Raw genomic sequence first — 26240 nt, 5'->3', positions numbered from 1 at the left:
GGACTCTAGACATTGTTTTTTCCTCGATTCTGGAATTTAACAATGAATATGAAAGCATGATTTACCCTCTTATTAAATCACGCCATAGTCCACAATCGCCTCTATAAGACAAGCCCAGAACCTTGTGGGCGGCACCATCGTATTTCTGGAATGTGAAAATCATCCGAAATTAATGAGCTTTTACGAGCAAAATCTATTTCGGCAATTTTCCTCAAGAATCACAGACAGCCCAAACACCGAAGGCCTGGTACTAAACCAGATGTTCAGACTTATTTAAAGGGAGGCAATTGGGAAAAGACCCACCGTGATCCGCTCTTATCGCTAAGATCGCGTGGTGGGTACGATTGCCGGGAATCTACTCTCCATCAAAAAACTAAGGTCTTAATGCGTTAAATGTTTAACTTCTTTGAAAGACTTGATTTCGTCAGCCAGAACTTTCTGCAGTTCTTCCTTGGGCAACAGTAATTGATAATCAGCAACTCCAATAGGCTTGCCAACACCATCAAGCGAAAGTTCAACTTCAACATTATCTTTTGTTGCACAAAGAATAATACCGACCGAACGATTTTCACCTTCCCCGCGCTCCAGGCGGTCAAGCAACGAAAGATAATAGTTCATCTTACCTACATATTCCGGCTTAAATTCACCCACTTTCAAATCAATTGCCACCAAACATTTCAGTTGCCTATGGAAGAAAAGCATATCTACCCTGCTTGCTTTCCCGTTGAATTCCAGTTCATGCTGGTTTCCAATAAAGGCAAAGCCCTTTCCAAGTTCCAAAAGGAACTGTCTAACCTTTTCAACAAGTTTTCGTTCCAGTTCTAACTCCATTACCGGCTCTGTAATTCCAAGGAAACCCAAGTTATAAGTGCTGCGGAAAGCTTCGTTCGCAAATTCCGCCTGACCTTCGGGCAACGTGTCCTTGAAGTTGTTTTGAGGGCGGTTAAGAGCAGCATGTTCATACATTTGCATTTTCACGGCGTTTATCAGCAAATCACGCGTCCATCCCTTGGCAACGCACTCCGAGGCGTAAAAAAGGATTTGGTTGTCGTCATCTGTAGTCCGCATCAATTGCAAAATATGTCCCCATGGCAAAAGTGCAACAGCCTGTTGCACTTTTGAATTGCTTTTAGAAAAACGTTCGTAAAATTTTTTCATATTCCAAAGGTTTCTCGGGGCCACCCCCATATCCGGGAAATGTCCCTTTAAATCTACAGAAAGGCGACGAACAACAGAATTTCCATGTTTACTATCGAGTTTGCGTTCATGCAGCACTTTCCCGATTTCCCAATAAGCGGCATTTTCGCCAATATTTAGTTGACGAGCAACGTTTACACGAGCCCGTTTAATTACTGCAACAGCCTGTTGCAGAATTTCACCATATTCAGATTCTACCTGCAAAACAATCTTTTTTGTCATAATATTCTCCGTACGTTTAAACCACCATTTTCCCCTCGCCGGGAAAATGGTCGATAGCATTCTTTTTGATTATAAAGATGTTCCAGTAACATTGTTGGCGAGGGTCTTCCTCGGCGTTACCTGGCGCAATTTCGCCTTGCCGCGAATGCACGTACGGACTTTTGCAAGTCTATGTCGACTGTCGCAAGGAGTGATGAATTATGGGATAAATATAATTAAAGATTTTGACAGTAAAGTGTCAAAAAAACTCTCGACAGTGTTGAGAGAAAAAGACCCACCGTGGTCCTCTCTTATTGTTAGTCCTTCAAAATGTCAGAATATGGCATGCGAAATTAGGTAGATTATGGGGAATACAAAAAAAGGCAAGGACCTGTACGGAATCCCCGGACGTGCATCCTACTTCATCGTACCCATCGGGACCCGCGAAAAAGCGAGTTACACCGAGTACGACGACAAGAAAGTCTGCGAAAGGGACGCTGCACAAATGGAAAAACAGGGTAAACCACACAAGAAAAAGGCAATGCCGAAAGATGACGAAAGCGACAATGCCGGCGGCTTCGTAGAAACCCTGGTCGGTCTAATGAACGAAATGAAAACAGAACAGGGCTGGCGCCAAAGCGACGGAACCCTACTCTGGGAAAAGCTGAATGACGGCAGTTACTACTGCTACGATAAGAATGGAATGACCGCAGTTAAGCGAGTCAAGGAAGCGAAGTACTGCAAATAAAAAAGACCCGCCGTGGTCTGCTCTTATCGATAAGATCGCGTGGTGGGTACTATCGTTGTTAATGCACGTTTATAGAAGTTATTTGTCAAATTCTACACCAGGTCTCTTTAGGCCTGGTTCGCCTTTAGCTACAGCATCTTCCCAGATGAGCGAAGGATCAACATTAAAGACAACGCAATCTTTTTCTATTTCGTCACGCAAGGCAAGAAATTCGCTATTCTTTTCATCAACGAAATTCTGTTCCAGAGCTAAGATTAAACCCTTGTTTTCTCCAGAACGGAAAAGTTTGCCTTGCAACGTTCTGTAATGAGCATTTACAAACGTCTCTTGTTTTAGTGAACCATTCAGTTTTACATACCAGAAAAAATAACGGCTTCTGAGTAAGGTCAAGAAGTTCCTCCGGAATTTTTCGCGGGCAGCGCGCTTGAATTCGGAGCGGAGGCTGGAGCTCTTGGCGGTAAAGGCCTTGAGTACATACAGGAAGTTGACGTTGTAAACCTGGAGCAAAAGGGTGTCGCGATCGAAGAGGCGGTTTTCAAAGTGACGATTTCGTTCATTCCACAAATCGGCGTCATCTTTTCTGATAGCACCAGCAGCAGCGGGCATCTCGAAAATTTTATCCGCAGGCACCTCACCACGAATAAAGAAGTTGGGCGTTACGGAATAGCCTTCCGTTAGGGAATCGCGATATCGGAGGCCCTGATAATCCTTACTATCGCCCTTATAGTTCAGCAAGTCGGAAATATTGTACTGAATGATATTGCGCGCATAAGTAAATTGCTTATAAACGGATTCTCCAACAATATCGTTCTTGTCACTATAATACTTACTGTCACCAATGAACCAAATCTTCTGGGATTCATCAGCAAAGACTAATTGCTGATCCTTGTAAAGATGGTCAATTTCCTTGCCGTCCTTCTGGTTCTTGAGATGTGCCATTTTGGAAGGCAAGTCATCGCCAACCAGTTTGTCGATCATGTGCTCGAACACATTGTTGTACTTGCTGGTGAGCAGGTATTCGCTGCCGAAGCCGCATGCGCTAAAGTTGCCGCCCCATTCGAAGAAGGCCTTCATGATATTGTAGAGACGGAGGAACTTGTCGGCAAAGTACTTGTGCTTGATACGGCGAAGCTCCATGATACCGCGGTGGCCCAGCAGGCGGCGGAACTCGTTCACTCGCATGGGGGCGTAGAATTCCGACTTGGGCATCTTGAAACCAAAGGTTTCCTCGATGTAATTCATGGCGGAGAAGAACAGCACAATCAGACGATCATCCAGATCGAAAACCTTCTTCTTGTTCACCAAATTCATGTAGATTGGAGTTGTCATCCCGGCCTCCGAGCCGGGATCCCCCTGCAAGAACGGAGTCTTCCGCATGGTCCTGCGCCAATCTATGCGGTTGTTGCCGCTATGCACATTCTTGCTCACGAATACAAAGAGACTCTTGTTCTCCTCGTAAAAACGTTCCATGGCGTTCTTCACATCGATCAGCGAGGGACAAGCCTTGTCTGTACTGAAACCACGAGCGTTCGGAGCCTCCATGCTCTTGTCGTCAGGAAAGGCCTCGCGATATTTACCAATGGAAGAACACACCCACAAAGAAAGGTTGGCCAGGAAATCCTTGTGATCTCCGTTCAGCTCAAAATTTTTATCATGAGGAACATCCTGCCCAAAAGCAGAAATTTTAGCCGCCTCATTCTGAGCCGAAGGAACAGAATCCAAAAACACCTTCGGCAGAACAAAGACAATCCTGTCACCCACTTTGTCATCCCGGCCTCCGAGCCGGGATCCATTGAACAAATACCCTACACCATCCAGCTTACCATCGCGAGTCACGAAGCCGTTAGGCAAATCCTTAAAACGCCCCTCCTTATCTAAAGGCAGGACAGATTTCAGATACTCCATGGAGTAAGGGAACTGTTCAAAAAGGAAAATCACTTAGTGATCCAATCCATAAAGGAAATCAGCTTCTTGTCACCGTCTTTCTTGTACAAATCCTGGAAGGTGAAATAGTTTCCATTCTCTTCTTCACGGAAGAAGGATTCCTGCTTATGCACATCCTTGCAAACTTCGTTCCACAAATAGAACATCACCTTGCCAAGGAAACGTTCCTTGGTAATGACATTGTTATCGGCAGGGTTCAACTTGATAAAATATTCACCAAGTTGCTTATCTTCGGAATCGGTAATGCTGACAATCTTTTCGTTCACGGATTCAACAAACTTTTGCCAAGGATAGGAATTTTCATCATCAACTTTTATCTGGTAGCTTGCGCAATCCTTCCCTTCAAAATCAATAGGCACATATTCCCAGTCAAAGCGACGCTTGAAGGCGCTGTCCATCGGGAACAAAGACTGGTCGCTAGTGTTCATGGTTGCGAGAATATTGAAGTTGGGCGGAAGACGCAACTTACGTCCAGAATGAATCTCCTCGGGAATGTCATTCTGAGGCGCAGCCGAAGAATCCAGCTGTTTTTCAATCCATTCAGCAAAATCAGCATCCGCATCAATCGCATAGCTTGAATAACCATTCTCATCTCGATCAAGCAACTGGAACAAGTCACCAAAAATCTGCGCGCAGTTACCACGATTGATTTCTTCGATAACAAGATAAACTTGATTATCGGCCGTAGACTTCTCACCTGCAGCAATAAATTTATTCCATGCAGCAGCGTAAGCTTTTGCAAAAACCTGAGGAACGAAGGAATAGGCGATTTTTGTTTCCTTGGGAACAACGTTTTCTTCCAAATATTCCCCAATGAATATGCCTGTATTCAACTCTGGTCCATTGTCCATTCCGTCACCAGATTTATCACAAATCTCCTTTTTCGCGCCAACCATTGATTTACTCAAAGCCTTAAGGGACTTGTAATATAAAGTTCCTAATCTTGCATAAGGATGAGCAATTTCATCATCATGCATTTTTTTCGCGATGTCAATTAAATCACCAATACTCAAGTTTCCTGGATCTTGGATTCCAACAGAAGAAGCATCACATACTGATTTGGGTTTATAAGATCCCACAAACTGAGCATAGTCATAATCAGGATGGAATGTAGTACGGAATTTACGATTACCAGGAATTAGCTTTAGACCACATCCACGTTCCGAAACAGGAGCGTCAATCTTGTGAGATTTTCCTGTACCAGGAGCACCGAAGAAAATCTTTTGCATACATTCCATATTTCCACCTTCATCTAAATCAACGGGTTCATCATCAGCATCATCTAAAGACGATAAATTTTGATTTTTATATATCAAAAAATCTCGATATTGGTTTATTGCACCATATCTCCATCCATTATTATCTTTTTTATTCCGATCCTTAAAAGATTTACTTGAATGAAGCTTACTGATTATAGAAACAACCTCATCTACACTGTCAATATCATAGACACTCTGTATATTAGTCCAGCTTGAGGGATCATAATCAAAAAGTTTTTCTGCTCGTATAAAAATCAAATAACTTGATACCGCAGATGGAGAAAACGATTTACCGGTCCTCTTACTTTTGGCAACTCGAGTTAAATAATCCTTAAACTCAGATTCTCTCAAAATCTGCTGTGTTAGAGTATTCAAAGCAACAATGCCTTTTACTTCACTTTCTTCAACAGCAGAAAGTGCTCCCAATTCATGACTTTTTTCAGTCAGCAGCACAATATGTTTTCGACGATTTAATTTCGTATGAAAAATAGACGGAGTCAAACAAAGCAATGATTCAATAATGGAGCGAGTATTCCCACTACTGCCCAAAAGCTTTTCAATATCTAACGGAACGTTTGGTCGTAGATTTTCCAAAATGGTTTTCATCTGCTGAATCGACACAGATACTTCTGAGCCATCCCTAATCACCTTAATTGCTTCAGCAGAAACACTCACAAGCTTATACTTATTCTGTTCCGACGACGTAGATGATGGAACATAGGGATACTCCACGCCCAACTGCAATTCCGACAATTTTTGGATCAATTCTTCATAACTCATAGAGACCCCAAAAAATCATTGATTGTTTCTGCAACACCCTTTCCCATCAAATAGGGAACTCCGTTTCCAACCGTTTTAAATTTCGCCGTGAGCGTCATTTCTGGAGGTAAAGCAAATTCTTTCGGCAATGACTGAATTGCCAAAGTTTCCGCAACTGACAAACGACGTTCCTTATACGGATGCAAATGAACTTCATTGTTGCCGTAAGCTGCAGTCGGAGAATAACGCCAACGATGTAAACGCTTATAACACTTCTTAGAAACATCTCCTTCCGGAATTATTTGCATTTTTTTCAGACCTGCTTTGGGCTGTAAAAATTCCATTCCATTCGGATGATTTTCTACATCATTTTTTTCAAACCAATGTTCAACAGTCAAATCTGCGATTATATTCTCAGGCTGCAACCGTTCGCAATCTTTTTCAAACTTATCCACAGTCGGCCAATTGCATTTTTGAATATTTGCCATTGAATACTGCAATTTTGTTTCCCAAGGGAAATTCACTATTTCATTTTCATGACGTTGATTCGCCCTCAAATACTTTCTTTGAATGCCAAAGAGCAGAATGCGATCTCTATCCTGAGGGGCCCCATACTCCAAAGAGTTTGTCAGACGCTCAGTAGTACAATATCCTGCAGCATGCAGTATATTCTTTAATTCTTCAAAATACTCTCGATGACGAGCGGTTCGCCAAAGACCTTTAACATTTTCAAAAAGGAAAAAATCTGGCTTGAATGTGACGATAGAAGATATATATGATTGAGACAATTTTCCATTATCCCCGTCACGTCCTTTATTTTTTCCTGCCACAGAAAAATCAGGACAGGGAGGACCTCCAATAAAACCGGTAAGAGATTCTTTCTTACTAAGTTTTACATAATCCTTAATTTCCTTTTGCCTTGAAATTAAGAAATCATTTATGTCATTATTCTGATAACCGAATTCAGGGACATCCAGTTTCATCTCTTTTCGAGAATACTGGTACGCATTCATAAAAGCCGGAAGAAATTCATTCACCAGCTTGATCGAATATCCCGATTTTTCAAAGCCTAAATCTAAAAAACCGGAACCAGCAAAAAAGGAGAAGATATTAGGTATCACTTTCTAGACTCCAGTTCTCTATACTTATCAATAAATTCCTGATGATACCTTATAGCCTCACTCAAAAGTTCACTATATGTTCGAACAATAACCGATCCTGATTTTCGATACGAATCAGCCATTTCTCGAACAAGCGCATCATTAGACAATCTGTTGCCAATCAGATAACATACAACATTTCTTGTATTTTCATTACCCAAATTAGATTGGATAAAAGCTTTATAGCCAAGAGCCTGTTCAAGTTCTTTTTTTCCGAGTACTTTTGAAGGTCGTTTTAATTCAATCACAAAGAAATTGCTCGCAAAATTTTGACATAAAAAATCAATCCGTTTGTCTTCTTCAAGAGACTCGTTTTCTGGGAATTTATCTTTCAACAAGGACGAATACCAAACTTCATCCTTAAACGACATAATTCTAGGATCCAATAACCAAGGGAATTGCTTAAAGAAGTTGTGCATGACGGGTACCTCCTTAGCATCCGATTCAACGTTTTTCTTAAATTGTTGAATCGTCTCAATCCTTACTTGAGCCAACTTGTACATTTCCCTGGCTTCAATAAGCTGCCATTCTTTCATCAGTTCCAACATTTTATCTGACGAAAACGCATCTTCGCTTATTTCCGAAGCAAGGTCCTTAAAGGACGTGTACTGGAAAGAGTCCTTAACAAAACTTGTCAATTCGGCAGCTTTCTCAACATCCAGCCCCTCATTTGAAACAATAGCATTTACCAGCTTCTGCGCAAGCTGGCGTTCATGTTTAGGCAAAGAATTTGCCCATTCATCAATGCTGATACCCGTTTTCTCCTTAATGTCGTCTTTCTTATTTTTTTCCAACAATTCTTTGTGTTGTTTGTAAACACACTGAACGACTGACTCTAAATATTGTTTTAGTTCTACACACCGTGAGTCTTCCCAATTAAGGGATTGTCGATTTGTAGAAATGACATCTGGATTCCATTCATCAATAAAATCAATATCCAGCCATCCAGTCAAGTAAGAGTATCCAAAACTCGTTGCTGTAACATCAAAAAAACTATGGTTGTTAACCAACTTGCCTCGTGAAAATAGAGCAACACCTCTCATTTGTTCAGGTACGGTATTTTTACAGGCAATTATCCTACCTTTGATTTTGCAACTATTAAAGTAGTTTACCTTTACCCCCTCATCAACAAACGGGAAATTCCAGGACTTCAGCTCACATAAATTTTCAAACCGTAACTTATCATCAATTACAATTTCATGCTCGTCATTGTACTTTAAAGTTACCTTGAAATCATCTGAGAAAAATGAAAAAGTCTTTGCAAGCTTTGTAGCAATATCATCTGGTTTAAAGGACGATTTTCTTGATAAATTTGTCAAGCGGATCTGAGTATAACTGTTTGAGCTTGTCTCTTGATCCTGCGCGACAATACGAGGACAATATACATCCTGACTTTTCTCCAGAACGTCCCATTCCATCACAAACTTATTCAGCAAACCTGACGAAACCGTTTCAATTTCAATGGTTTTCGCAATGCCAAAAAAGGCTAGTTTTCCAATACCTTTTTTCCCAATTGCATAACGAGATCCTGATTTCGTTTTTTGATTAGACCCATCCTTGCCTCTACGATTTCGGCCAATAAGCAAGAAACACTCATTTATTTCATCAAAGGTCATTCCATGACCATCATCACGAATAGCAATTTCTTTATTCTCTGAATCCTGATCACGAAATGAAAGAATCACATTATGAGCGTCAGCGTCATATGCATTAGAAATCAATTCCGCTAAAACTGGCGGCAACGTTGAATACATTTGTAACCCCAAATGACTTATCGTATTCGGGTCAAACTTCATTCTTAATTCTTTATGATCAGGCATTATTTACCCCTAAAATTACTTGACCTAACCTTCTCGCATATTCTGGCGGAACAGCATTGCCTATTAATTTTGCCGCAACTTCAAGACGATTAGTTTTGAATTCATATTCCCAGGGGAAAGATTGTAAGGTCGCTCCTTCTCGAACAGAAAGTCCTCTATCGTCCTCTGGATGTCCAAATCGACCATTTGAGTAGCTCAAAAATTTCGTTGTTATAGTTGGCGACGGCTTATCCCAAGCAACACGACCATATACATCACAAAACGACTTATCCTTACCTTTATAGCAGTTCAACTGCAACCTGAGATCGTCTTTCCATTCCAATCTGCATCCTCCGTCATGGGATGTATGTTGGATACGTTCTAAATTGATTGCAGACATCTGGATAGCAGAATGACATCTTACAAGATTATCATCTCTATGACCGGCCTCAATGCGCCTGTATATTCGACGATCTCCAATAGCCTGTCTTACAGTTTTTTCATTAGCTACATGCTCCGGCAAATGGACCTCACGGTCCAGTCTAGTTGCAATTAAAGAAAAACGACGACGGCTTTGGGGAATGCCGTAATTTTTCATGTTGATTACAGCATACTTGCAAGTTCTAGAATTAGGAGCTCCGTAACCGTGATCTTCCAGGAACTTAAGAAACTGAGGAAGGATCGTATCCTTATTCGTTATGATACCAGGAACATTTTCTACGAGAACATAGCCTGGATTGTAATACTCAATAAATTCTTGGAACTGAAGCAACAAGTCTTTAGAAGCCTTCGACTTTTCTTTGGAAGAGCGAATAATACTGTAGTACTGACAGGGACTGCAACCTACAAGAATTAATTCATCATCATTTGGCTGAACGTTGAGATTTTTTTCAAAGTAATCTCGTTCAAGCGTATTGATGTCGGCACGAACAAAAACGGAGCCTTGATTGTTATACTCATAGGTAGCTTTTGCATCTGGATCAAAATCCACACCAGCAACAACATTAATTCCAGCTTGACGAAGACCGCAAGTCATACCGCCTCCGCCGCAGAAAAAATCGATAGCTTTCATTTTGGGATCCTTGAATTTTCAAGTCTAATATAGAATTAACCTAAACCATAGGTTTTTCCAATTTTCCAACAGCATTTAACGCTGTTGCAAGTTCTCTTTTAGCATTTTTGCATTTTCCGCTGAAATTTAAGCGATTTTGCAAAAATTCAGCACATTTTTCGTCTTCAAGTTGAGCCACCATATCTAGTCGGAGCCTTGCACGGGACATTCCAACATAGTAAAGCATGTCGTTTTGCTTGTTGAAAGATGTATGGTCGATGTCAATCAAAATTACGGCATCCGATTCAAGTCCTTTAAATTTGCGACAAGTTGTAAATAAATACTTCTTTTGATACTTTCCATTCGCAGCAACATTCTTTAAAATACTGTCATTTTCAGTCTTGCAAGTAAGGATGCAAATATCATAAATGCCATCGTTTTCCAAATCATTTATAATATTATTTAGGCAAGATAAAGAATCTTTATCAGAATCGCAGTAATGAATAACGGGAGGTTTTCCTTTTACACTATAATCAACGAGCAATGGCTTTTGCTCTGTTACCATTTTTAAAGACGTTATGGCGATATTTTCAGTATTACGACAATTTCGATATAGCGTTAATTTACAATCGGCTTCTGCAATGAATTTGGGTAATTTGTCAGATTGGACAAGTTGATTTTTGTCATAAAAAACATAAAAGGTTCCGTTAATTACTTCATCGGTTACAATGTCTTTCATCAACTGTATTAACGAAATTTCTTCCATGTTATCCATGCCAAAATCCTGACCTTCATCGATAACAATGTTTTTATATGGAAAACATCCTTTAAAATACATATCATCTAAAGATGACTTCAGTTTTTCATAGTTAGAACTTAAAGAATTGCAAACTTTACAGGCAAAGCCATCTAAGGTAAAGAAATCAATATACTCGTTATTAAATCTTTCCGCAAGAGCCTCTTTTAGTTTTACGTTGTAACATAAAAAAAGAGTTTTTTCTCTATTATTCGCATGACGTTGCGCTTTTTCAACGGCGATCATAGTTTTTCCAGTTCCTGCTGCACCACATATTGATGCAGTTTTTTGCTCGTATAAAAAATTGAGAATTCCAGATTGTTCTTTCAGCATTCTATGGAATACAATTTTCTTTAAATCGTTATTAAATGTAGCTGTTGGAAAAACATTAAATTGTGGGCATAAGATTTCACGAATAAGTTGTTTTGTTTCATATTCGCTTAAACTTGTTTTTATTTTTTGAGGGAGTTCTAATGAAAAAATACTCTCCATTTTCTTCTGTGGATTTTGTAAATCTTCTTTAGTCAATACCAAAGATTTATCAGCTTCAGAAGGAAATGTCATGTTTTTTAAAATTTCTTCCGATACTGCAGGGAACCAAACTGCATGAAGAAATTTGCAATGTGGTAAAATTCCCGAGCAATGACTTTTTTTAATGTACTCAATCAGTTTATATTTATTAGCACTTGCTTGATTAAACGGACCACCATTATGCATAGGAATGTCACTTGCATAATACCAGTATCCATTTTCGTATTTTACCAAACCCGCTTTTGCTTCTAAACATATAATTCCTAGCTTTGGATTGAAAATAACGAAGTCAGTTTCGCTTTCGTTGAATTGCAAGTTTGATACGGTTGTTATTCGGAACGAATGAAAAATGTAATAGTCATTTGGTAAAAGGCTTAATGCGTCAAACATCAAACCTTCTTGACTTGCAGGAGCAAATTGATGCGGTGTCACAGGAATCATAATTGCCATATCACACCCCTTGTAGATTTTTTAAAATATCATCTACATTTAAAGTTTCATCGCTACCAATGAAACATTTCCAATTACTTTTTTTGGCAACATCATAATCTTCTTGTTGTTCTGAAGAGAAAAACATTACTTTAGATTTTTTCCAAAGAAGCGAAGCTTTGTACGATGTATTAGAGCTGAAAGTTATAAATTCACCTTCTCCAATAGGTTTTTCTTTACAATTAAATTTTGCGCTTTCAGTAATCAATGCATCTAGCAATTTCATTTCATTTTCGTTGTCAGACCACTGTTTTATATTTGACCATATATTTATGAAGCTTTCATCGGTATAATTGATTCCTGTACCTTCTTTTGGCAAAATAGTTTCTGCTAATGGTGTTGTATCTGTTTTTTCATTTTGTGATTTTGGCAGAGTCCCCCATTTTTCATTGCAATATAGTTGCCTATAAAAGAATCCCAATTCTTTATTTTTGAATGTTCCGACAACAGTTCCTCTATCTAAGAAAATATTGAACTCTTCACAACTAGTTTCTGGAAGTAATCCACATGAATAACAGGCCGAAAGATTTAGCGAATCTCGGCCCTGCCCTAAACTTAAACTGCAAACAGGATCATTAGAACAAACCATTCCGGATTCTATCGCTTTTTTGAATATATATGGGAATGTGTCGGGTCTTCCTTGTCGAACCAAACCGCCCAAAGTGCCTTCAGAATCGCCAGATGCTGTATAAATAAAAATCCCTGACATATCTTTTCCTTCTGCAGGTTCACTACAATACAAACGTTCTCGTAACGACGCAATGCTATATCCACATTCAAAACTTAGCTGCTTAATTAATAAGTGGGATATGGTATGTAAGAGAAGAAATTTGCCAGTTATGATTCGTGGATTATGCGAACCAATAAATGATTTTTTATAGTTATCGTTCAAAAGTTCTACTCTATGTTGTAATTCTGAATTTTGTGTTCGCCATTCATTGATAGCGTCAGAATCAAATTCAATAAAAATTCCTTCACCATTTACTTCATAAGCTGGATACCAATTTGTATCGTTTTTTTTGACCGATACAACATGTCCCTGTTTCCCAATCGGTTCTGATTTATCTGCAGGATTTATCCGGGAAAAACCCGTAAGAGCCTGAACTTCTCGAATCTTATGAATAAGGGAAATTTGTTTTACAAAGGGTAGATTATAATCTTCAATATTTGTTTCTTCTCGTTGAAAATCTCCTGCCATAGATTCCAAAGCTACTTCGCCGCTCAATGCTTCATATTCTTCAGAACGATATTTAACACTGACTGTGCTATATTCTTCTTCTGATTCAGATTTCCACTTACGAATTAAAACATTCTTTATCTGCTCAGAAGACTCTACTATTTCAAGCGCAACCTTTTTAGCGATATCGCCTATTTGCGTATCCAGAAACTGATTTTTCATCTCTTGAGCAATACCAGGCATTTTTAAAAAAGCCATAATTGCGTTTCTACCGGCCTCAAATGCTTGAGAATTCTCAATTTTGGTTGTAAGAATGCTTGAATATGGGGGTATAACTAAAGAACTTGAAGTGACAGGGAAATAAACAGATGAACTACCTCGTTGCAAAACTTTAGGATATTCAGTACAAGTCTCGGATTCGTTCTTCCATGGATGTCGCCCTGTACAAGAAAAATCATATTGATTATTGTATTTTTTATCTAAGTTTTGAAAGATTTCTGGATCAAAAGCTCCTTTTAATGTGGTCTTTACGCCACAGCTTTCACATGTAATAACAAGGCCTTCCAGGCCTTCAGTTGATGTGGCTCCAGTTTTAAATGTTAGCTTTGGGCTCGAACAAATAGGTTTGTTTCCCCCATATATATTTTTGCAATGTACCCATTTTACCCATGGGAAATCATCAATATGGCCGTGTTCACAAACTGTAATAATACGCGCGACAACAAGTCCTTGCTTACATGTAGGGCAGCGCATCTGTTTTACCATAAAGGGGTCGTATTCTTGAGCCTTGGAACTTGCTTTATGTTTAAATTCGTCAACCCAAGAGTTAATAGATTGAAATTGTCTGCATTTGGGACAAAAATACCATTCTGGAAAACGGGCGTAAGAAATCCCATTATTACCATCTTTTGAAATTTTTTCACCATCGGGCATTCCCAAAAAATCAACATGCAAAGCCTTTTCTAAACGTTCATCGTGAATGGGCCTTACACAACTTTCCCATAATTCGGGAGCCGCGGTCATAAGAGTTTGATCTGGAAAATCAACCATTGCACCAACACCGTACTGCAATACGGATTGAGATGCTCTTACAGAGTGGGTAACTTTATTTAATGGCTGTTTTTTAGATTTGCAATCGAGACTCATTCTATTTCTCCCATATCACAACATTACCAGGAACCGCAGAATCAACATTTCTCATAGAAGTCATAGTGTTAAATGCTGCAGTATCATAAGTGTCTGTATTATATATTTTTAACAATCTATGCTGTTTTTCTTTGGGTGGCGACATTAAGAAGCGTTCTCCGTACACAAATAGTTCATCTTTATATACCTGTGCCAAATGATCCCAATCTTCCACAATTCTATCTATTTCATATTCTATTTTTTCACAATCATCGTTCATGCCGGATTTTAAACGTGCTATAATTGCCTTATCTCTTGAAATGATAAGTTGTTTTAAATCAGCAATTTGCTTAGCATAGTTATTTTTAGAAAATTTTGCAACACCATCTTCTGGAGACAATTCAGGATTCAAATGCCTTAGTAGTGAAACTACAATTGCCTTTAGAGCTCGCTCTCTTGCGGGTTCAGAAAATGGCGTTGCTCCAGTAGGTTCTACATATTTGTAGAATGATTCATGATAAGGCTTAAATTGTTCATAATGAGATCTATCTCTACTTTTTGAACCATCGTACATTGCAAAGGCAACGCCTGGGTAAGAACGTCCAACGCGGCTTGATGCCTGAATGTATTCACTGGTCAATTTGGGCTGCCCGACTAAAAGCATTACATTCAATCTTGCAACATCGATACCAACAGAAATCATATTGGTCGCAAGAAGAATATTTGAAGCGTATCGTTTATTCTTTATATTTTCTTCAGAATATTCCAGTTTCTCAAGCTTATCTAAAGTTTCATTTAATTGCCCAGTAGAAACTCGGCTAGTTAATTCATCTGCTCTTGTAACTAATCGACCGTCTTTTTTGGAACCTAACCTATAAGCAGAACGTTTAATAAAGTCCTTAACGTCATCATCTACAAGAGTAGAACACTTGCCCAAATCCTTTAAGGAATTAAAGTATGTCGTTAAAGTCCAATACTTATCTTTAATCGCATCTGGCAATGGCATTGTGTTGATTTTTTGAAGCAAAGCCGCAATGGAACGAACTTCCATCATTGCTTTCGTCTTGCCAGAAGGCATTAAACCAACATACAATCTTCCATACTTATTTTTTTCATAATCAATCAACGATTCCCGGGCGAAAAAAGAGTCTTCAGCATCTAAGCCAGGATGTGGAAATTGCAAAACCTCTCTGTTATACAGAGCAGAGCATTGTTCATGCGCACGACGAATTGTCGCAGTTGATGCGATGATTTTGGATTTTACGCCTTTTGACTCACACAAGGCGTCAATTACCGTTTCATATAAGCCAACCATAGTGCCTAAAGGTCCAGAAATAAGATGAAGTTCATCTTGAATTATTAATTCTGGAGTTCGATTATCGGATTTCAATCCGAAGAAAGATCCTATATTATTATTCCATGGTAACATTGCAAATTTATCAACCGTACCAAAGAGTAGTGTTGGTGGATTTGCATAAAGTTCTTCGTCTATTACCTGTAAAGGTAATTTGCCGAATAGGTTAAAAGAACAACTTTCTTGTGGACAGAAAAACTGGAAATGGCTGTTATTCTTCATTCTATAGCCAAATTCTCCAACTAAACGCTTGTCCTTTATTCCCTTTACCAGTTTTGTTCCACACCACGGACACTTTAAAACTTGGAATTTGTTGAATCTATCTTTTTTTTCTCTTAAATTATCAACTCTTACATCATTAGTTAACTCTTTTAAATTTTTCTTTGCATCATCATTTTTGTTTGGAGTATGCTCGCGCCCAATCCACAAACCAATAGATATTTCCTCTTCGCCAAGGGGATATGTTTTATATTGAGGTTTTTTTCTTAATGAATCTTGACGAATATACTCACATGCACAAATCAATGTTGCGGCTCGTGTAAATTGCTGCGCTGCAAGTAATCGCAACGTGTATCGCATGATTACAGAAGTTCCACCCGATACTTTACTATGAGCTATTCGTCTATAGAAAATTGTAAATGCGGTTAAGCCAAGATAAGCTTCTGTTTTTCCACCACCCGTTGGGAACCATATTAAATCCACAATTTCTCTATCATCAGATTTATCATTAGTAATGGAATCTACACTCATTAATAAGAATGCTAACTGGAACGGACGCCAAGTGTACTTATCCGCAGTAAGTTCATCTGAAGCATTGTAGTTTATAGAATTTAATAATTTAGATAATTCTTCATCATCTGGGAATCTGTCTATGTTTGCCGTTTTTTTCTGAAGTTCAAGATGTACTCTCTGCATAAACATCGCTCTATTGGCCAATTCAAACGCTTGCCATTGCAAATCATCTTTATCAAGGTTTTCTATACCCTTCATCATTCGCTTATAAGATGTTGTGCACTTATCAATATTACGTTGTCCAATATTTTTGTATTTAGCATCTAGTTTAGTTAATTTTTCTTGAAGTTCATCAATCCAATTTTTATAAGAATCAACAAATTTTTTCAGTAGACTTATTTTTTCTGATTTTGAAACATCATTTAAATCTGATAAAAATTTCATTGAAAGGATTCTGCCATCTAACATACATTTGGCAGGCATGCTAAAATCCATTTGGGGAACTTCATTTTCTGGAAAAAAATCACTAAATATTTTTCCATGTCCATTATCATCAACGTTCCATGAAAGAGATACTCCTAATCCCGTGCCATATTTTTTTTTATTACGATATTGTAAATCAAGGGATTGTTCTTCTTCATCAAGTAATAAAAAATCAGTTTGCCCATAATACTCACAAAAAACGAAATCATTTTTTTCTGTGTCAATGCGGATTTCTGGCTGAAAAATACACCTAGTGCCATTTGATTTTTCTGTACAACTATTAACAAGCATAATCGTAACAGAGTAAAGATTTTCTCCAACTTTTCGACGTAATGCTGTTAATTTGACATCTACACCATCAAGCTTTTCGTTATTATCAACATAATCGCCGCCATCAAAATTCACCTGCACTACAATTTGATGAGGAATTCTAACATAACCCCTCAATTGATCACATAACTTATATGCGTAATTCAAGGTTCCGTTTGGTTCTGTATTAAGGAATTCATTTTCCCACAAATGCTTTATATCTTTCTTTTCAAATTTTCCGTTTTTAAATTTGAGGCAGTTCTCGTCTTTATCATGGTTTATATAACCTGATAATTCTGTTGGCACCTCATACGACTCTATATTTTGGGGACAAAACGGAATCCTGCAATCTTTGGGTTCCGCATGACGATATGTGCCAAAAGAAACATCGCATTTTACAACAGAAGTATCTCCTTTTGCAAAAAAAGTTATACCCATTGATGAGGGCATATTTTGCGACGCAAGTCCAATTTCTTCATCTAAGTTTTCTTCGTCTGCAGGAGAATATATAGTTTCTTTTGATTCATTATTTACGTTTTTCCCATTTCCAACATCATCATCGTCTGCATCGTCTAAATCTTTTTCTTCATCATTCTCTTTTCCGCGAACACTATCATCATTATCGGCGTTCAACTTGTTATTTTGGGGAAATAAAATACCAATAGAATATCGGACATCAGGTGTGTTCGATATTAACTCATGTTCCTCATCTGGGATAGAAACTTCAGATCCAGGACCTAATAATTCTTTTTTTATGAGTGATACATAATTTTTACGGGCTTGAATATATTCTTGCATTTTATTCCTAAGGATGAAGAGGTCGATTGATTAAATTTATTGGAACAGATGTATTTACAAATGTTATTTTTTCTAATCTAAGAACACGGGTAAATGTATTAAGTTGATCAAAAAATCCTTCCATAAGTTTGTTTCTCGGTGTTGTTCTGCCATTGAGTTTATCAATCATTGCAAAACCGATTTCTTTTATCAACTCCTTGCGGAATTTTCTGATAGCCTGGCATCCTTCAAAGATTTTGTCAGCATTATCAAACATACCATTGTGATTTATAACTAATGCAATATGTTGAATAGACTCCATGTCTCTGGGTCCAACAATGTGTGCGTATGGATCAAGCCATCTTCGGATAGTCATTTCTTTTACTTGAATGCCATTTTTCAACATTTTATCCGCAATTTCTTTTGCGGTTAAATTATTTGAGAGCATAAAACTTTGAAAATTTGATTTCCAAGTAATCGAAAAAGCCCAATGCGTAATCAAATCTTGTCCTAGTTTGTTATTGTCTTTTAAGTTTTCAAAAACGGAATCAACAATGTCACTGGTTTTATCGCTGTTTCTTGTAAAAACAATAGAATCACCTTCTGTTAGATCATTTGCCTCAACTTCTTTGACTTTTCCGTTATTTTCATCAAACACATATGCCTTGTAAAACTTAGAGAAAAATACGTGATCTCCGTTATCAAATTGCCCTATTGCAATTATTTCCGATTTTTGAGAAAAGTTTTCAGATTTATTCACAGAATCTGCATCTCGAGCCAATTTTTTACATTCTAGCATGTTAATATAATCATCAACACTTTTTTCAATAGATTCGATTTCGTTTACTTCATCATCGTATATCTGACTTATTGGTTGATTGAAGAAGGATTCAGAAGATGCTTGGAGAATTTCCTTTTCTTCCAAATTATTTTTCTTTTCCCAATGTTTGAATATTTTTTCTTCAAATTTGTACAGTAAAACGTCTATTTGCGACGAACTCATGCATTTGAAAATATTGAACCTTTTTCCTCCAAAATTTCCAACAACAATAATTTGCCTATAGTTTTCGCTATTGTCAAATTTATTAGCAGTAACCACTGTTATGGTATTTTTCTGTTTTATTGTATCGTATAAGCCGCATTCTCTAACAATCGTAATATAATACGCTTTGGGAACAACAATGGCAATTTTTTCATCAGTACTCGTAATTAAATTATTTACAATACATGCACATTTATCAGATTTTGTTAGTAAAGATTCCTGTAAAAGTTCAAGCATAGAAATAATTTCTTCTGCCTTTATTTTTAAATCATCTGGAAAATGATGTACAGATGACTTAAGCAAATCAAATCGCTGTTTTAAGGACTCAATGTCTATAAGTTTTTTTTCTACGCATGCTTCTAACTTTTCTAAGGGGAAAATTGCTGTTAGAAAAAGTTTCATCATAGAATAAGCGCATAAAATAAAATTTTCTTTGTGCTCTGATTCATAATCAGATTTTTTTATGATAAAAACAGATTTCTTAAATTGTTTATAATCATTCCAGGTTAAAAATCCATCTAAATAATGCGTATTTACACTATGATTTTTGACCAAATTTGCTTGTGATATAAGTTCCTGAGTGTATTCATTTTCAAGACAGATTTCTAAAGAAGTTTTTGACAGGAAACTTTTAGTACATGCGAAAATTTCGGGATCCTGGGATTCTCGAATTAGCTGTAGAGTATTATCTGAGTCAATGTTCAAGAATGTATGGACAAATGACAAAGATCTTTTTTTGAGCATTTCTGGAATCTCAGTAATATTCTTTGAAACAATGTCATTTCCAGAAATGATTAATCCAATGTGGTTATTGCCATCTTGATTCACAACTAATTGTCTTGCGACAGAAACCTTACTTGTAATTTTTATATTTGCTTCGCTTTTTGTATTGTTGCTTCCAATAGAATAATCCTCATCTTCAGAATAATAGGCGGCATTTATCATATCGAGAATTTTGAATTCATTCCCGTTGTTGGTTTTAAACGATAAATTTTTAATAATTTCTGTTGCGCGATTTCGATCCATTACAAAGACAACAGAACAATCTATTATGCTTGGAATTTCTTTTTTTTCTATATCTAGAATATTAGTGTAAAACAATTCTCTCGAGGGAGGAATTTTTTTTATTCCTCTGGCATCTAATCTTTTTGATTTTCCATTGTAAGGGAATATCAAATTCCAACGGCTTTTGGGAACGGTGAACTCCGTTTTTTTTCCGGAGATTAATTTTACGGCATCCTCATTATCAGAAAATATTTTTCCGTTATACTTGCATTTTTCCTGTTTATTGCCTCGCGCATAGAGAACAAAATCCCCTATCTTTAAATTATTGATTATATCGATAGAATTTGATGTATTCTTTACAAGACACGTTAAAAACGCAAATGCAACGGCTATTGCATCATAACAAATGGATCCCGTATGCAACACGAAGCTGCTATTATGCGCTTTTTTTTCAGAAGAATCATTTAGAAACGTAAAAAGAGATTGCAGAATGTATTCTCTAGAAATGATATTACCATTTAAGGCAAGGTCACATTTCTGAAATGCTTTAGCTATAATCTCTTTTGTTTCCATTTTTTTATCCTTTAGGTCTTAAAATACAATTTTTGGGATGATTTTGAGTATTTATTCTTTTTAAAAGAGGGAGTGAGGTGTTTTTTGACACTCTCTCAAAAAATATTTTTTTTCAGTGTCATGATATGACAAAGAGCGTCTTTTTTCATATTTTTTTTAAATTTAGCTCTTTTAGGCGACATTTCCTAACGCGCTTCGAACAACGTTTTAAAGGATGTCCCTGTCTGCGATGCGTTAGGGCGTGAAGCCGCGAAGCGGTTCGGACTCGCGCGGGAAAGGAGATCCCGGCTCGGAGGCCGGGATGACATATGAGGGAGGAGCCGGGGGAACGCCCAAAATTAAACCCTTGACGATCTAAAGAACGATCTCTAGATTGCAGCGCATGTTAGATCATGCGATGCTTTACTTTATCCCGAGAAAGGGGAATTCCGTGTCAAAGCCCGGGATGACATGTGGTGGAGAATTCCTCAAGATTCAGCCGGGTACGGGCGACAACCTCTCGCCTGAAGATATTGCCGAGGGCTATACCGATTATGTAATCTGGAACCGGTTCCGGCCGGAGTACCTCGATATTGACGGGGAATTGGATATGGAATGTTTGGATAGTGGGATGGTGTTACTTATGGACCCTATCGCTACGCTCCAGGATGACATTCTGAAGGAGGTTCTGGAGCAGGCGTATGGCGACAGGAGCCTGGATACTGTTTTTCTTCTAGGGGACTAGCAACTTTCATTTCCATAATATTTTTAGGAGGACTTCCACCTTATGTTATTTAAAACATATAGCCACAGAAACGCAGAAACGATCTTCAAGAAAATTGAAAAATACTCGTCTCTCTACAGAGAGGTATTAACAGCCATTGATTCAATACTGGATGAAGATTTAATCCAAAATTTCAAAAATAGCCTTTCCGAGTCATTTTTTGAGCTTTTAAAAGAACGTTTGACATCCTTGCAATGGAATACAGACTGTCCCATCTTCAAAGACGAAGCCTACACAGGCGATGCCTGGCGTCTGAGCTGAACCATGTGGAAAAGGCAATTCAAACCTCGGCTGGAATCATCATTTGTGCAACCAATTAACATCTCCGTTATTGATTATCGGAATAGATGCTCCCAAAACATTCAGAATCAATCCTAAAACAAAGACTGTTGAAAAGTTGTAGTCTTTAAGTTGCAGCGCATGTTAGAACATGCGTTGCTTTATTTTATCCCGTCTCAGGGTCGGGACGACATTGCCGAGGGCTATACCGATTATGTAATCTGGAACCGGTTCCGGCCGGAGTGCCTCGATATCGACGGGGACTTGCCCATGGAATGCGTGGACAGCGGAATGGTGTTGCTGAAGGATGATGATGCTTCGATTGCTTCGGCATCGCCTCGCAATGACATAGCGCCGACATTTGCAAAAAAAGGACCCCCAAGGGGTCCTTATGTTCTATTTCTGCATTTCAGCGAGTTTCGCTTCAAGTTCCGCAATTCTGCGATCCTTTTCGGCCAGGACATTGTCCTTTTCGGCGATGATTCTCTGACTACGTTCGCGCTCTTTTTCGGTAGCGGCTTCGGCTGCATCTTCTCTGGCGAGCTGGATTTCCTGTTCCCATGTCATATAGCGCTCCTGTGTGTCTTCGTCAGCCTGGTACCACTTCACCTTGGTATCGATTTCCTCAGTCTCCGTGGAGTCGGCGGTGTTGGTTGCGAAATACTTCAGATACGGCTTAAGGGGATGTGCGTCCGGAAGTTTCCCGTAGTTACTGAAAATATAAAAATTCTTGAAAGAACGATCGTTAAGAGCGATGTTTTTATTTTCCGTCGCATAGTTCTGGAAACTGTAAACGGCCTGTTTCGCACCAAAGATGTCGTCGGGGCAGATGAAGAGTACGTACTGGTCCTTGAGACTTTTGTACATGGCCCCCTTGCGCAGGTCGTTGGTATCGCGAACAGACTGGTAGTAGCGAGCTCGCTTGGGAAGTTCCTTTGTATCAACAATTTGCATCTCGATATCAAAGGAGCTGATGATTTCACCGTTTTCGTTGATTTGCTGTGTGAACACGTCGTAGCGTACGCTTTTGCTGAAGATGCCCACCTGCTCCGTCTTTTCCTGCTCGGGGTCCTTGAGGTCATAAATCTTGATGCCGAGAGCCGCCTCGATGAATGGCTTTGCGATTTCCTTGTGGCTCATGACCAGAGGGAACATGAACCTGTCGGTGATATAGATTTTCGAGAAGTCTATAATCTTCTCCTTTTTGTCGACGCCAGTTGCATTGTCAACGCATTCCGCGAGTTTCGTCTTGTTTTTTTCCACTTGAATCCTGAATAATCCGGCGACGCGGCCGGCTCGCAGATAGAACGGTTCCTATCTACTTATATACACGAAGCAAACGTCTCATTTGCGCGAGAAATCTTTGTAAAAAAATAATTTTTCCTGCCGAAGGGATGACGTGGGGAATGGGAGCCAGGGAACGCCCAAAAGTCGAGAGCAAGTACGCCTTTGTTCTTTTTGCGGTGAGTGCCGCGCATTTATTAGATGAATCAAGCCGTCGCTTTTTAGGCATGTAGCGACTGGAGGAAGAATGGATGAAAAAAATCCCTTGACTAAAGAAGAATCAATATATACATTATATATATTCGAATGGGAATCAGCTCAGTATTGGGAAAGGAGAAAATGATGAAGCCAAATTATGATTTTTCCAATGCAGTTCAAAATCCTTATGCGAAAAAATTGAAGAAGACTATCTGCATCAAACTTGACGAGGATGTCATTGATTATTTTAAGGAACTTGCCGAAAAAGTCGGGGTTCCGTATCAGGGGCTAATCAACATGTTCCTGCAACAGGTTAAAAATCAGAAAATGGTTCCTCAATTTGTAAGCGCCCCAAGGGGACGAAAAACACGAGCAGCCTAATGGGCGAAATCGTCCCAGGCGCCATACCGCTTCTATGGTGAGGAAGCGCCGCCAATTGCAAAAATAGGACCCACAAGGGGTCCTTTCGTTCTATTTCTGCATTTCAGCGAAATTCAAAGATTTAAGCAGATCTCCACGCACTAATCTTCTGTTCACAGATCTGCCTTGGCAATCTCGGGTTTTCGTCCATCAAGGCTTCTAGATTATCAGCATTTCCTTACGGATAGTCATGACATCAGTGCGAAGCAGGCTCGCCGCTTTCGACATGGTAATCAGTTCGTTTTCAAGAGCCTTATATACCAGGGACTCAAAACGATGTGAGGTTTCTGCAGGAGAATCGGATCTTTCAACGAACGACTTGTATTCTGGACTTTGGTTTTTCCTTATGCAATAGCCCCTATGAAGCGCTGCAGATACAATTCCACATTCCTTGGCCTTGTACATAATGGCATCGCAGGAAATACCGAATCGCATCTGAATCGGTCGAAGTTCCTTAACGGAGACCTTCTTCCTGCAATTGCCAAGGATACGCCTAAGTTCAGTTTCAGGAAGCAGCATTTCGTTTGCAAACAGGTTGCAAAGGGATTCCTGCTCCTTGTCAGAAAAACGGTCTTCAAAATTCAGCAGCAAATGGCCAAGTTCGTGCAACGCGGTAAAACGCTTTCGTTCGTACAAAAAGTTTTTTCCAAGGACAATCACCGGGATAACATCGTTGACCTTGGTACTTACGCCATCGAATCCGTCAGGAGCATCAATCTCCACAACTTTTACGCCGTGTTCTTCAAGCATTTCTATCACATTGACAATGCCGTCCTTGCCCAGGCACCAACGTTCACGAAGCTTGACTGCGGCGGCCTTGACCTGTTCTGCAGAGGCGACAGGAACGGAGGAAAAATCAACATCGATGTTGGCGTCATTGCAGATTTCTTCGATATTGACATAGCGCTCCACGAAATCCGCAATGTTCATTTTCACGCTTTCAATTTGCTTGGCCCCTAGGTTCTGCTTTTTTCTAAAGCGCATGGATTCCAGTTTGAAAGTGAACGGGCGGAAAAAATAATCGGGGGTTTGATCCAACGCGTCTGCCAAGGAAATCAGAACTTCGCTGTCTGGGTCCATTTTCCCGGATTCGTACTTGGAAATTGCCATTTTGGAGACCTTCGGTTCCATTCTTTCACAAAGGTCGTCCATGGAGAACCCCTTCATAAGGCGGGCGCTCTTCAATCGCAAAGCAAAAGTGGAAACTTCGGACATATTCGCAAACTCCATTGTTGTTTACAAATATACAATATATTATACAAAATGTAAACAATGAAATTTTTACTTTTTTGTGAGATGCGGACTTTACAAATCCTATTCACTAAAATCGAACGGTATTGTCACCGTGGTGTTTCCGCTTTTAACCTTGCTGAACTTCCAGCGGCTGACTGCGGACTTGATTTCGCCATCAAATTCACTATAGCCTGTTGTCGAAGAGGCCACGGAGATTTTGGAGACATCGCCATCCGGGGCAATGGTGATATTTAAGGTCACCTTTCCCGCGAATCCTGGCCTGTGTTTTAATAATTTGTTATAGATATGGTGAAGCCCAGGAGGCCAGCAAGCCAAATAACGCAAGAATACAGTACTTCATACCTATTAAAATAGTTTTGAATTTTGACACTTTAGTGTCATATCTTGAAAAGATTCAACTAACAAAAAAGCTACCCCGATCATTCAGGGTAGCCTAAATTTTATAGTGACTGAAAACTACTTAGCCATTTTTAGCAGCAAGCGCCGCCTCAAGTTCCTTGATGCGGGCAATCAAAGATGCATTTTCCGCATCCTTGTCGGCAATCAACGCATCCCTATCGGCGACTTTCCGCTCAAGGGCTTCGCGCTGTTCACGTGCATCATCTTCAATTGTCTTATAGGGCGGTCTGACGAAATCCATCTTGAAAACCTCCTTAAAGTTTTTTGATATCCAACGCCTTAAATATACATCAATGGAAGCCACCAAGTCAGGGTCCTTTTCCAGATCAAGCCGTTCAAGGGCATTCTTGAAGATGTCCCTGTGGGGCTCCAGCTCGCGCGCATATTTCAAAGCGATAATGAAAGCCCCCAGGCGCGGGCTGAACTTTTCTAGGCAAACCTCGTCTGCGATGCCTTCCACATCCACAAAGATTCCCTTGAAGGGAAGTACAATGTCCCGCAGAACATCGGGATAGTAGTTTAGTTTTTCAAGCGGGTTCCAGCTTTCCTTGCCATTGTAGAGAATGATTGCAATCGAGGGGATGCCCTTGACTGCATTTTCCTTCAATTTTTCTACCATCAGGTGATAATGATATTTGCGGAACTGTTCCAGGACGTCATTGTCCATGTAGGACTTGTGCTCCACCAGGAACCCCACGCACACCTGCACGGGTTTTTCACCCGGAAGGTATTCCGGCTTTACCTTGGCTCGGAACGCAAGATCCGCGAACCCTGTATTCGCCGTGTCACTGAAGTCTCCCGGAATACGCTCCAAGGTTTTCATATCCAGAAGATTGATGATTACCTGCAGATCCGCATTCTGGAATGCAAGATAATCCATAAATTCCAGGAAACTATCCACATCGGAAAGAACGTCCCTGCAGAAAGAATCGTGATGCAATGATTTATTCATATACATTTTTTGTTCACAGAATGATATCACTCTGCGGAATAGTAGAGCATCCCTATTCATTACTATACACGCTTTTTTCATCCCGTTTGCGCGAAGTTTTTTGTAAAATTTCTTTAAACACCTTGCCAGCTTTTTAATTTGTACCTACATTACTGCCCGACGTACTTCTCTTTTCTAAGG

General features: G+C 39.2%; 18 protein-coding genes. 4 read left to right on the top strand and 14 right to left on the bottom strand.

The window, feature by feature from the left end; genetic code table 11:
- Positions 1–381: 381 nt before the first annotated feature.
- The gene (locus BUB59_RS07175) at positions 382–1419 is read right to left on the bottom strand and encodes a PDDEXK nuclease domain-containing protein (protein ID WP_073227768.1); all 1038 of its coding nucleotides are present in this window, start codon (positions 1417–1419) and stop codon (positions 382–384) included.
- A 343-nt stretch (positions 1420–1762) separates the two neighbouring features.
- Here BUB59_RS07175 and BUB59_RS07170 point away from each other — a divergent pair, with 343 nt between their 5' ends.
- On the top strand, positions 1763–2146 hold the full coding sequence (locus tag BUB59_RS07170; RefSeq protein WP_073227731.1) for a hypothetical protein: 384 nt from the start codon (positions 1763–1765) through the stop codon (positions 2144–2146).
- Positions 2147–2224: 78 nt separating this feature from the next.
- Here the strand turns inward: BUB59_RS07170 and BUB59_RS07165 are convergent, their stop codons facing one another.
- From BUB59_RS07165 to BUB59_RS07125, 9 genes are read right to left on the bottom strand one after another with little or no spacing between them, the layout of a single operon-like run.
- Positions 2225–4084, bottom strand: a complete 1860-nt coding sequence (locus BUB59_RS07165) for a hypothetical protein (protein ID WP_073227729.1) — start codon at positions 4082–4084, stop codon at positions 2225–2227.
- On the bottom strand, positions 4081–6129 hold the full coding sequence (locus tag BUB59_RS14985) for an AAA family ATPase (protein ID WP_083540223.1): 2049 nt from the start codon (positions 6127–6129) through the stop codon (positions 4081–4083). Before BUB59_RS14985 ends, BUB59_RS07165 begins: the two co-directional genes overlap by 4 nt.
- Entirely contained in the window at positions 6126–7229 is a 1104-nt protein-coding gene (locus tag BUB59_RS07155) for a DNA cytosine methyltransferase (RefSeq protein ID WP_073227723.1), read from the bottom strand. Before BUB59_RS07155 ends, BUB59_RS14985 begins: the two co-directional genes overlap by 4 nt.
- Complete coding sequence (locus BUB59_RS07150) at positions 7226–9088, bottom strand: ATP-binding protein (RefSeq protein WP_073227721.1); 1863 nt, start codon at positions 9086–9088, stop codon at positions 7226–7228. The genes BUB59_RS07155 and BUB59_RS07150 overlap by 4 nt, the downstream gene beginning before the upstream one ends.
- Positions 9081–10139, bottom strand: a complete 1059-nt coding sequence (locus BUB59_RS07145; protein ID WP_073227718.1) for a DNA cytosine methyltransferase — start codon at positions 10137–10139, stop codon at positions 9081–9083. The genes BUB59_RS07150 and BUB59_RS07145 overlap by 8 nt, the downstream gene beginning before the upstream one ends.
- A 40-nt stretch (positions 10140–10179) precedes the next feature.
- Positions 10180–11895, bottom strand: coding sequence for a nuclease-related domain-containing DEAD/DEAH box helicase (locus BUB59_RS07140; RefSeq protein ID WP_073227715.1), 1716 nt, complete (start codon positions 11893–11895; stop codon positions 10180–10182).
- Between the two features lies 1 nt (position 11896).
- Positions 11897–14257 carry a DUF1998 domain-containing protein gene (gene drmB, locus BUB59_RS07135; protein ID WP_073227712.1) on the bottom strand — a complete coding sequence of 787 codons (2361 nt, stop codon included), beginning with the start codon at positions 14255–14257 and terminating at the stop codon, positions 11897–11899.
- 1 nt (position 14258) lies between these two features.
- Positions 14259–17912, bottom strand: coding sequence for a helicase-related protein (locus BUB59_RS07130; protein ID WP_073227709.1), 3654 nt, complete (start codon positions 17910–17912; stop codon positions 14259–14261).
- A 7-nt stretch (positions 17913–17919) separates the two neighbouring features.
- Entirely contained in the window at positions 17920–20511 is a 2592-nt protein-coding gene (locus tag BUB59_RS07125) for a DrmE family protein (protein ID WP_073227706.1), read from the bottom strand.
- A gap of 382 nt (positions 20512–20893) precedes the next feature.
- Here BUB59_RS07125 and BUB59_RS07120 point away from each other — a divergent pair, with 382 nt between their 5' ends.
- Complete coding sequence (locus BUB59_RS07120) at positions 20894–21235, top strand: hypothetical protein (protein ID WP_143160270.1); 342 nt, start codon at positions 20894–20896, stop codon at positions 21233–21235.
- A gap of 42 nt (positions 21236–21277) precedes the next feature.
- A complete protein-coding gene (locus tag BUB59_RS07115; RefSeq protein ID WP_073227704.1) occupies positions 21278–21535 on the top strand; it encodes a hypothetical protein in 258 nt (85 codons plus the stop codon).
- Between the two features lie 414 nt (positions 21536–21949).
- Here the strand turns inward: BUB59_RS07115 and BUB59_RS07110 are convergent, their stop codons facing one another.
- On the bottom strand, positions 21950–22816 hold the full coding sequence (locus BUB59_RS07110; RefSeq protein WP_073227701.1) for a PD-(D/E)XK nuclease family transposase: 867 nt from the start codon (positions 22814–22816) through the stop codon (positions 21950–21952).
- A gap of 327 nt (positions 22817–23143) precedes the next feature.
- On the opposite strand from BUB59_RS07110, the gene BUB59_RS07105 reads away from it, so the two are divergent.
- Positions 23144–23416 (top strand): CopG family antitoxin, encoded by a 273-nt coding sequence (locus BUB59_RS07105; RefSeq protein ID WP_234979985.1) that lies wholly within the window; start codon positions 23144–23146, stop codon positions 23414–23416.
- Between the two features lie 198 nt (positions 23417–23614).
- On the opposite strand, the gene BUB59_RS07100 is transcribed toward BUB59_RS07105, so the two are convergent.
- From BUB59_RS07100 to BUB59_RS07090, 3 genes are all read right to left on the bottom strand, one after another.
- Positions 23615–24670 (bottom strand): helix-turn-helix domain-containing protein, encoded by a 1056-nt coding sequence (locus BUB59_RS07100; RefSeq protein ID WP_073227697.1) that lies wholly within the window; start codon positions 24668–24670, stop codon positions 23615–23617.
- Between the two features lie 99 nt (positions 24671–24769).
- The gene (locus BUB59_RS07095) at positions 24770–25024 is read right to left on the bottom strand and encodes an AgmX/PglI C-terminal domain-containing protein (RefSeq protein ID WP_255370636.1); all 255 of its coding nucleotides are present in this window, start codon (positions 25022–25024) and stop codon (positions 24770–24772) included.
- 145 nt (positions 25025–25169) lie between these two features.
- The gene (locus tag BUB59_RS07090) at positions 25170–26060 is read right to left on the bottom strand and encodes an Rpn family recombination-promoting nuclease/putative transposase (protein ID WP_159433341.1); all 891 of its coding nucleotides are present in this window, start codon (positions 26058–26060) and stop codon (positions 25170–25172) included.
- Positions 26061–26240: the final 180 nt, after the last annotated feature.

Origin of the sequence: Fibrobacter sp. UWEL, assembly GCF_900142535.1 — a bacterium.
In the GTDB taxonomy this organism is placed as follows: domain Bacteria; phylum Fibrobacterota; class Fibrobacteria; order Fibrobacterales; family Fibrobacteraceae; genus Fibrobacter.
Note: the sequence above shows the minus strand (reverse complement) of the source record. Positions and strands in the feature narration are given on the sequence as shown.

Coding starts and splice junctions, on each gene's coding strand:
- BUB59_RS07125 (WP_073227706.1), bottom strand. CDS start 20,511: ATGGAAACAAAAGAGATTATAGCTAAAGCATTTCAGAAATGTGACCTT.
- BUB59_RS07175 (WP_073227768.1), bottom strand. CDS start 1,419: ATGACAAAAAAGATTGTTTTGCAGGTAGAATCTGAATATGGTGAAATT.
- drmB (WP_073227712.1), bottom strand. CDS start 14,257: ATGAGTCTCGATTGCAAATCTAAAAAACAGCCATTAAATAAAGTTACC.
- BUB59_RS07100 (WP_073227697.1), bottom strand. CDS start 24,670: ATGTCCGAAGTTTCCACTTTTGCTTTGCGATTGAAGAGCGCCCGCCTT.
- BUB59_RS07140 (WP_073227715.1), bottom strand. CDS start 11,895: ATGGCAATTATGATTCCTGTGACACCGCATCAATTTGCTCCTGCAAGT.
- BUB59_RS07120 (WP_143160270.1), top strand. CDS start 20,894: ATGTTAGATCATGCGATGCTTTACTTTATCCCGAGAAAGGGGAATTCC.
- BUB59_RS07145 (WP_073227718.1), bottom strand. CDS start 10,139: ATGAAAGCTATCGATTTTTTCTGCGGCGGAGGCGGTATGACTTGCGGT.
- BUB59_RS07170 (WP_073227731.1), top strand. CDS start 1,763: ATGGGGAATACAAAAAAAGGCAAGGACCTGTACGGAATCCCCGGACGT.
- BUB59_RS07090 (WP_159433341.1), bottom strand. CDS start 26,060: ATGAATAAATCATTGCATCACGATTCTTTCTGCAGGGACGTTCTTTCC.
- BUB59_RS07115 (WP_073227704.1), top strand. CDS start 21,278: ATGTTATTTAAAACATATAGCCACAGAAACGCAGAAACGATCTTCAAG.
- BUB59_RS07150 (WP_073227721.1), bottom strand. CDS start 9,088: ATGCCTGATCATAAAGAATTAAGAATGAAGTTTGACCCGAATACGATA.
- BUB59_RS07105 (WP_234979985.1), top strand. CDS start 23,144: ATGGGAATCAGCTCAGTATTGGGAAAGGAGAAAATGATGAAGCCAAAT.
- BUB59_RS07130 (WP_073227709.1), bottom strand. CDS start 17,912: ATGCAAGAATATATTCAAGCCCGTAAAAATTATGTATCACTCATAAAA.
- BUB59_RS14985 (WP_083540223.1), bottom strand. CDS start 6,129: ATGAGTTATGAAGAATTGATCCAAAAATTGTCGGAATTGCAGTTGGGC.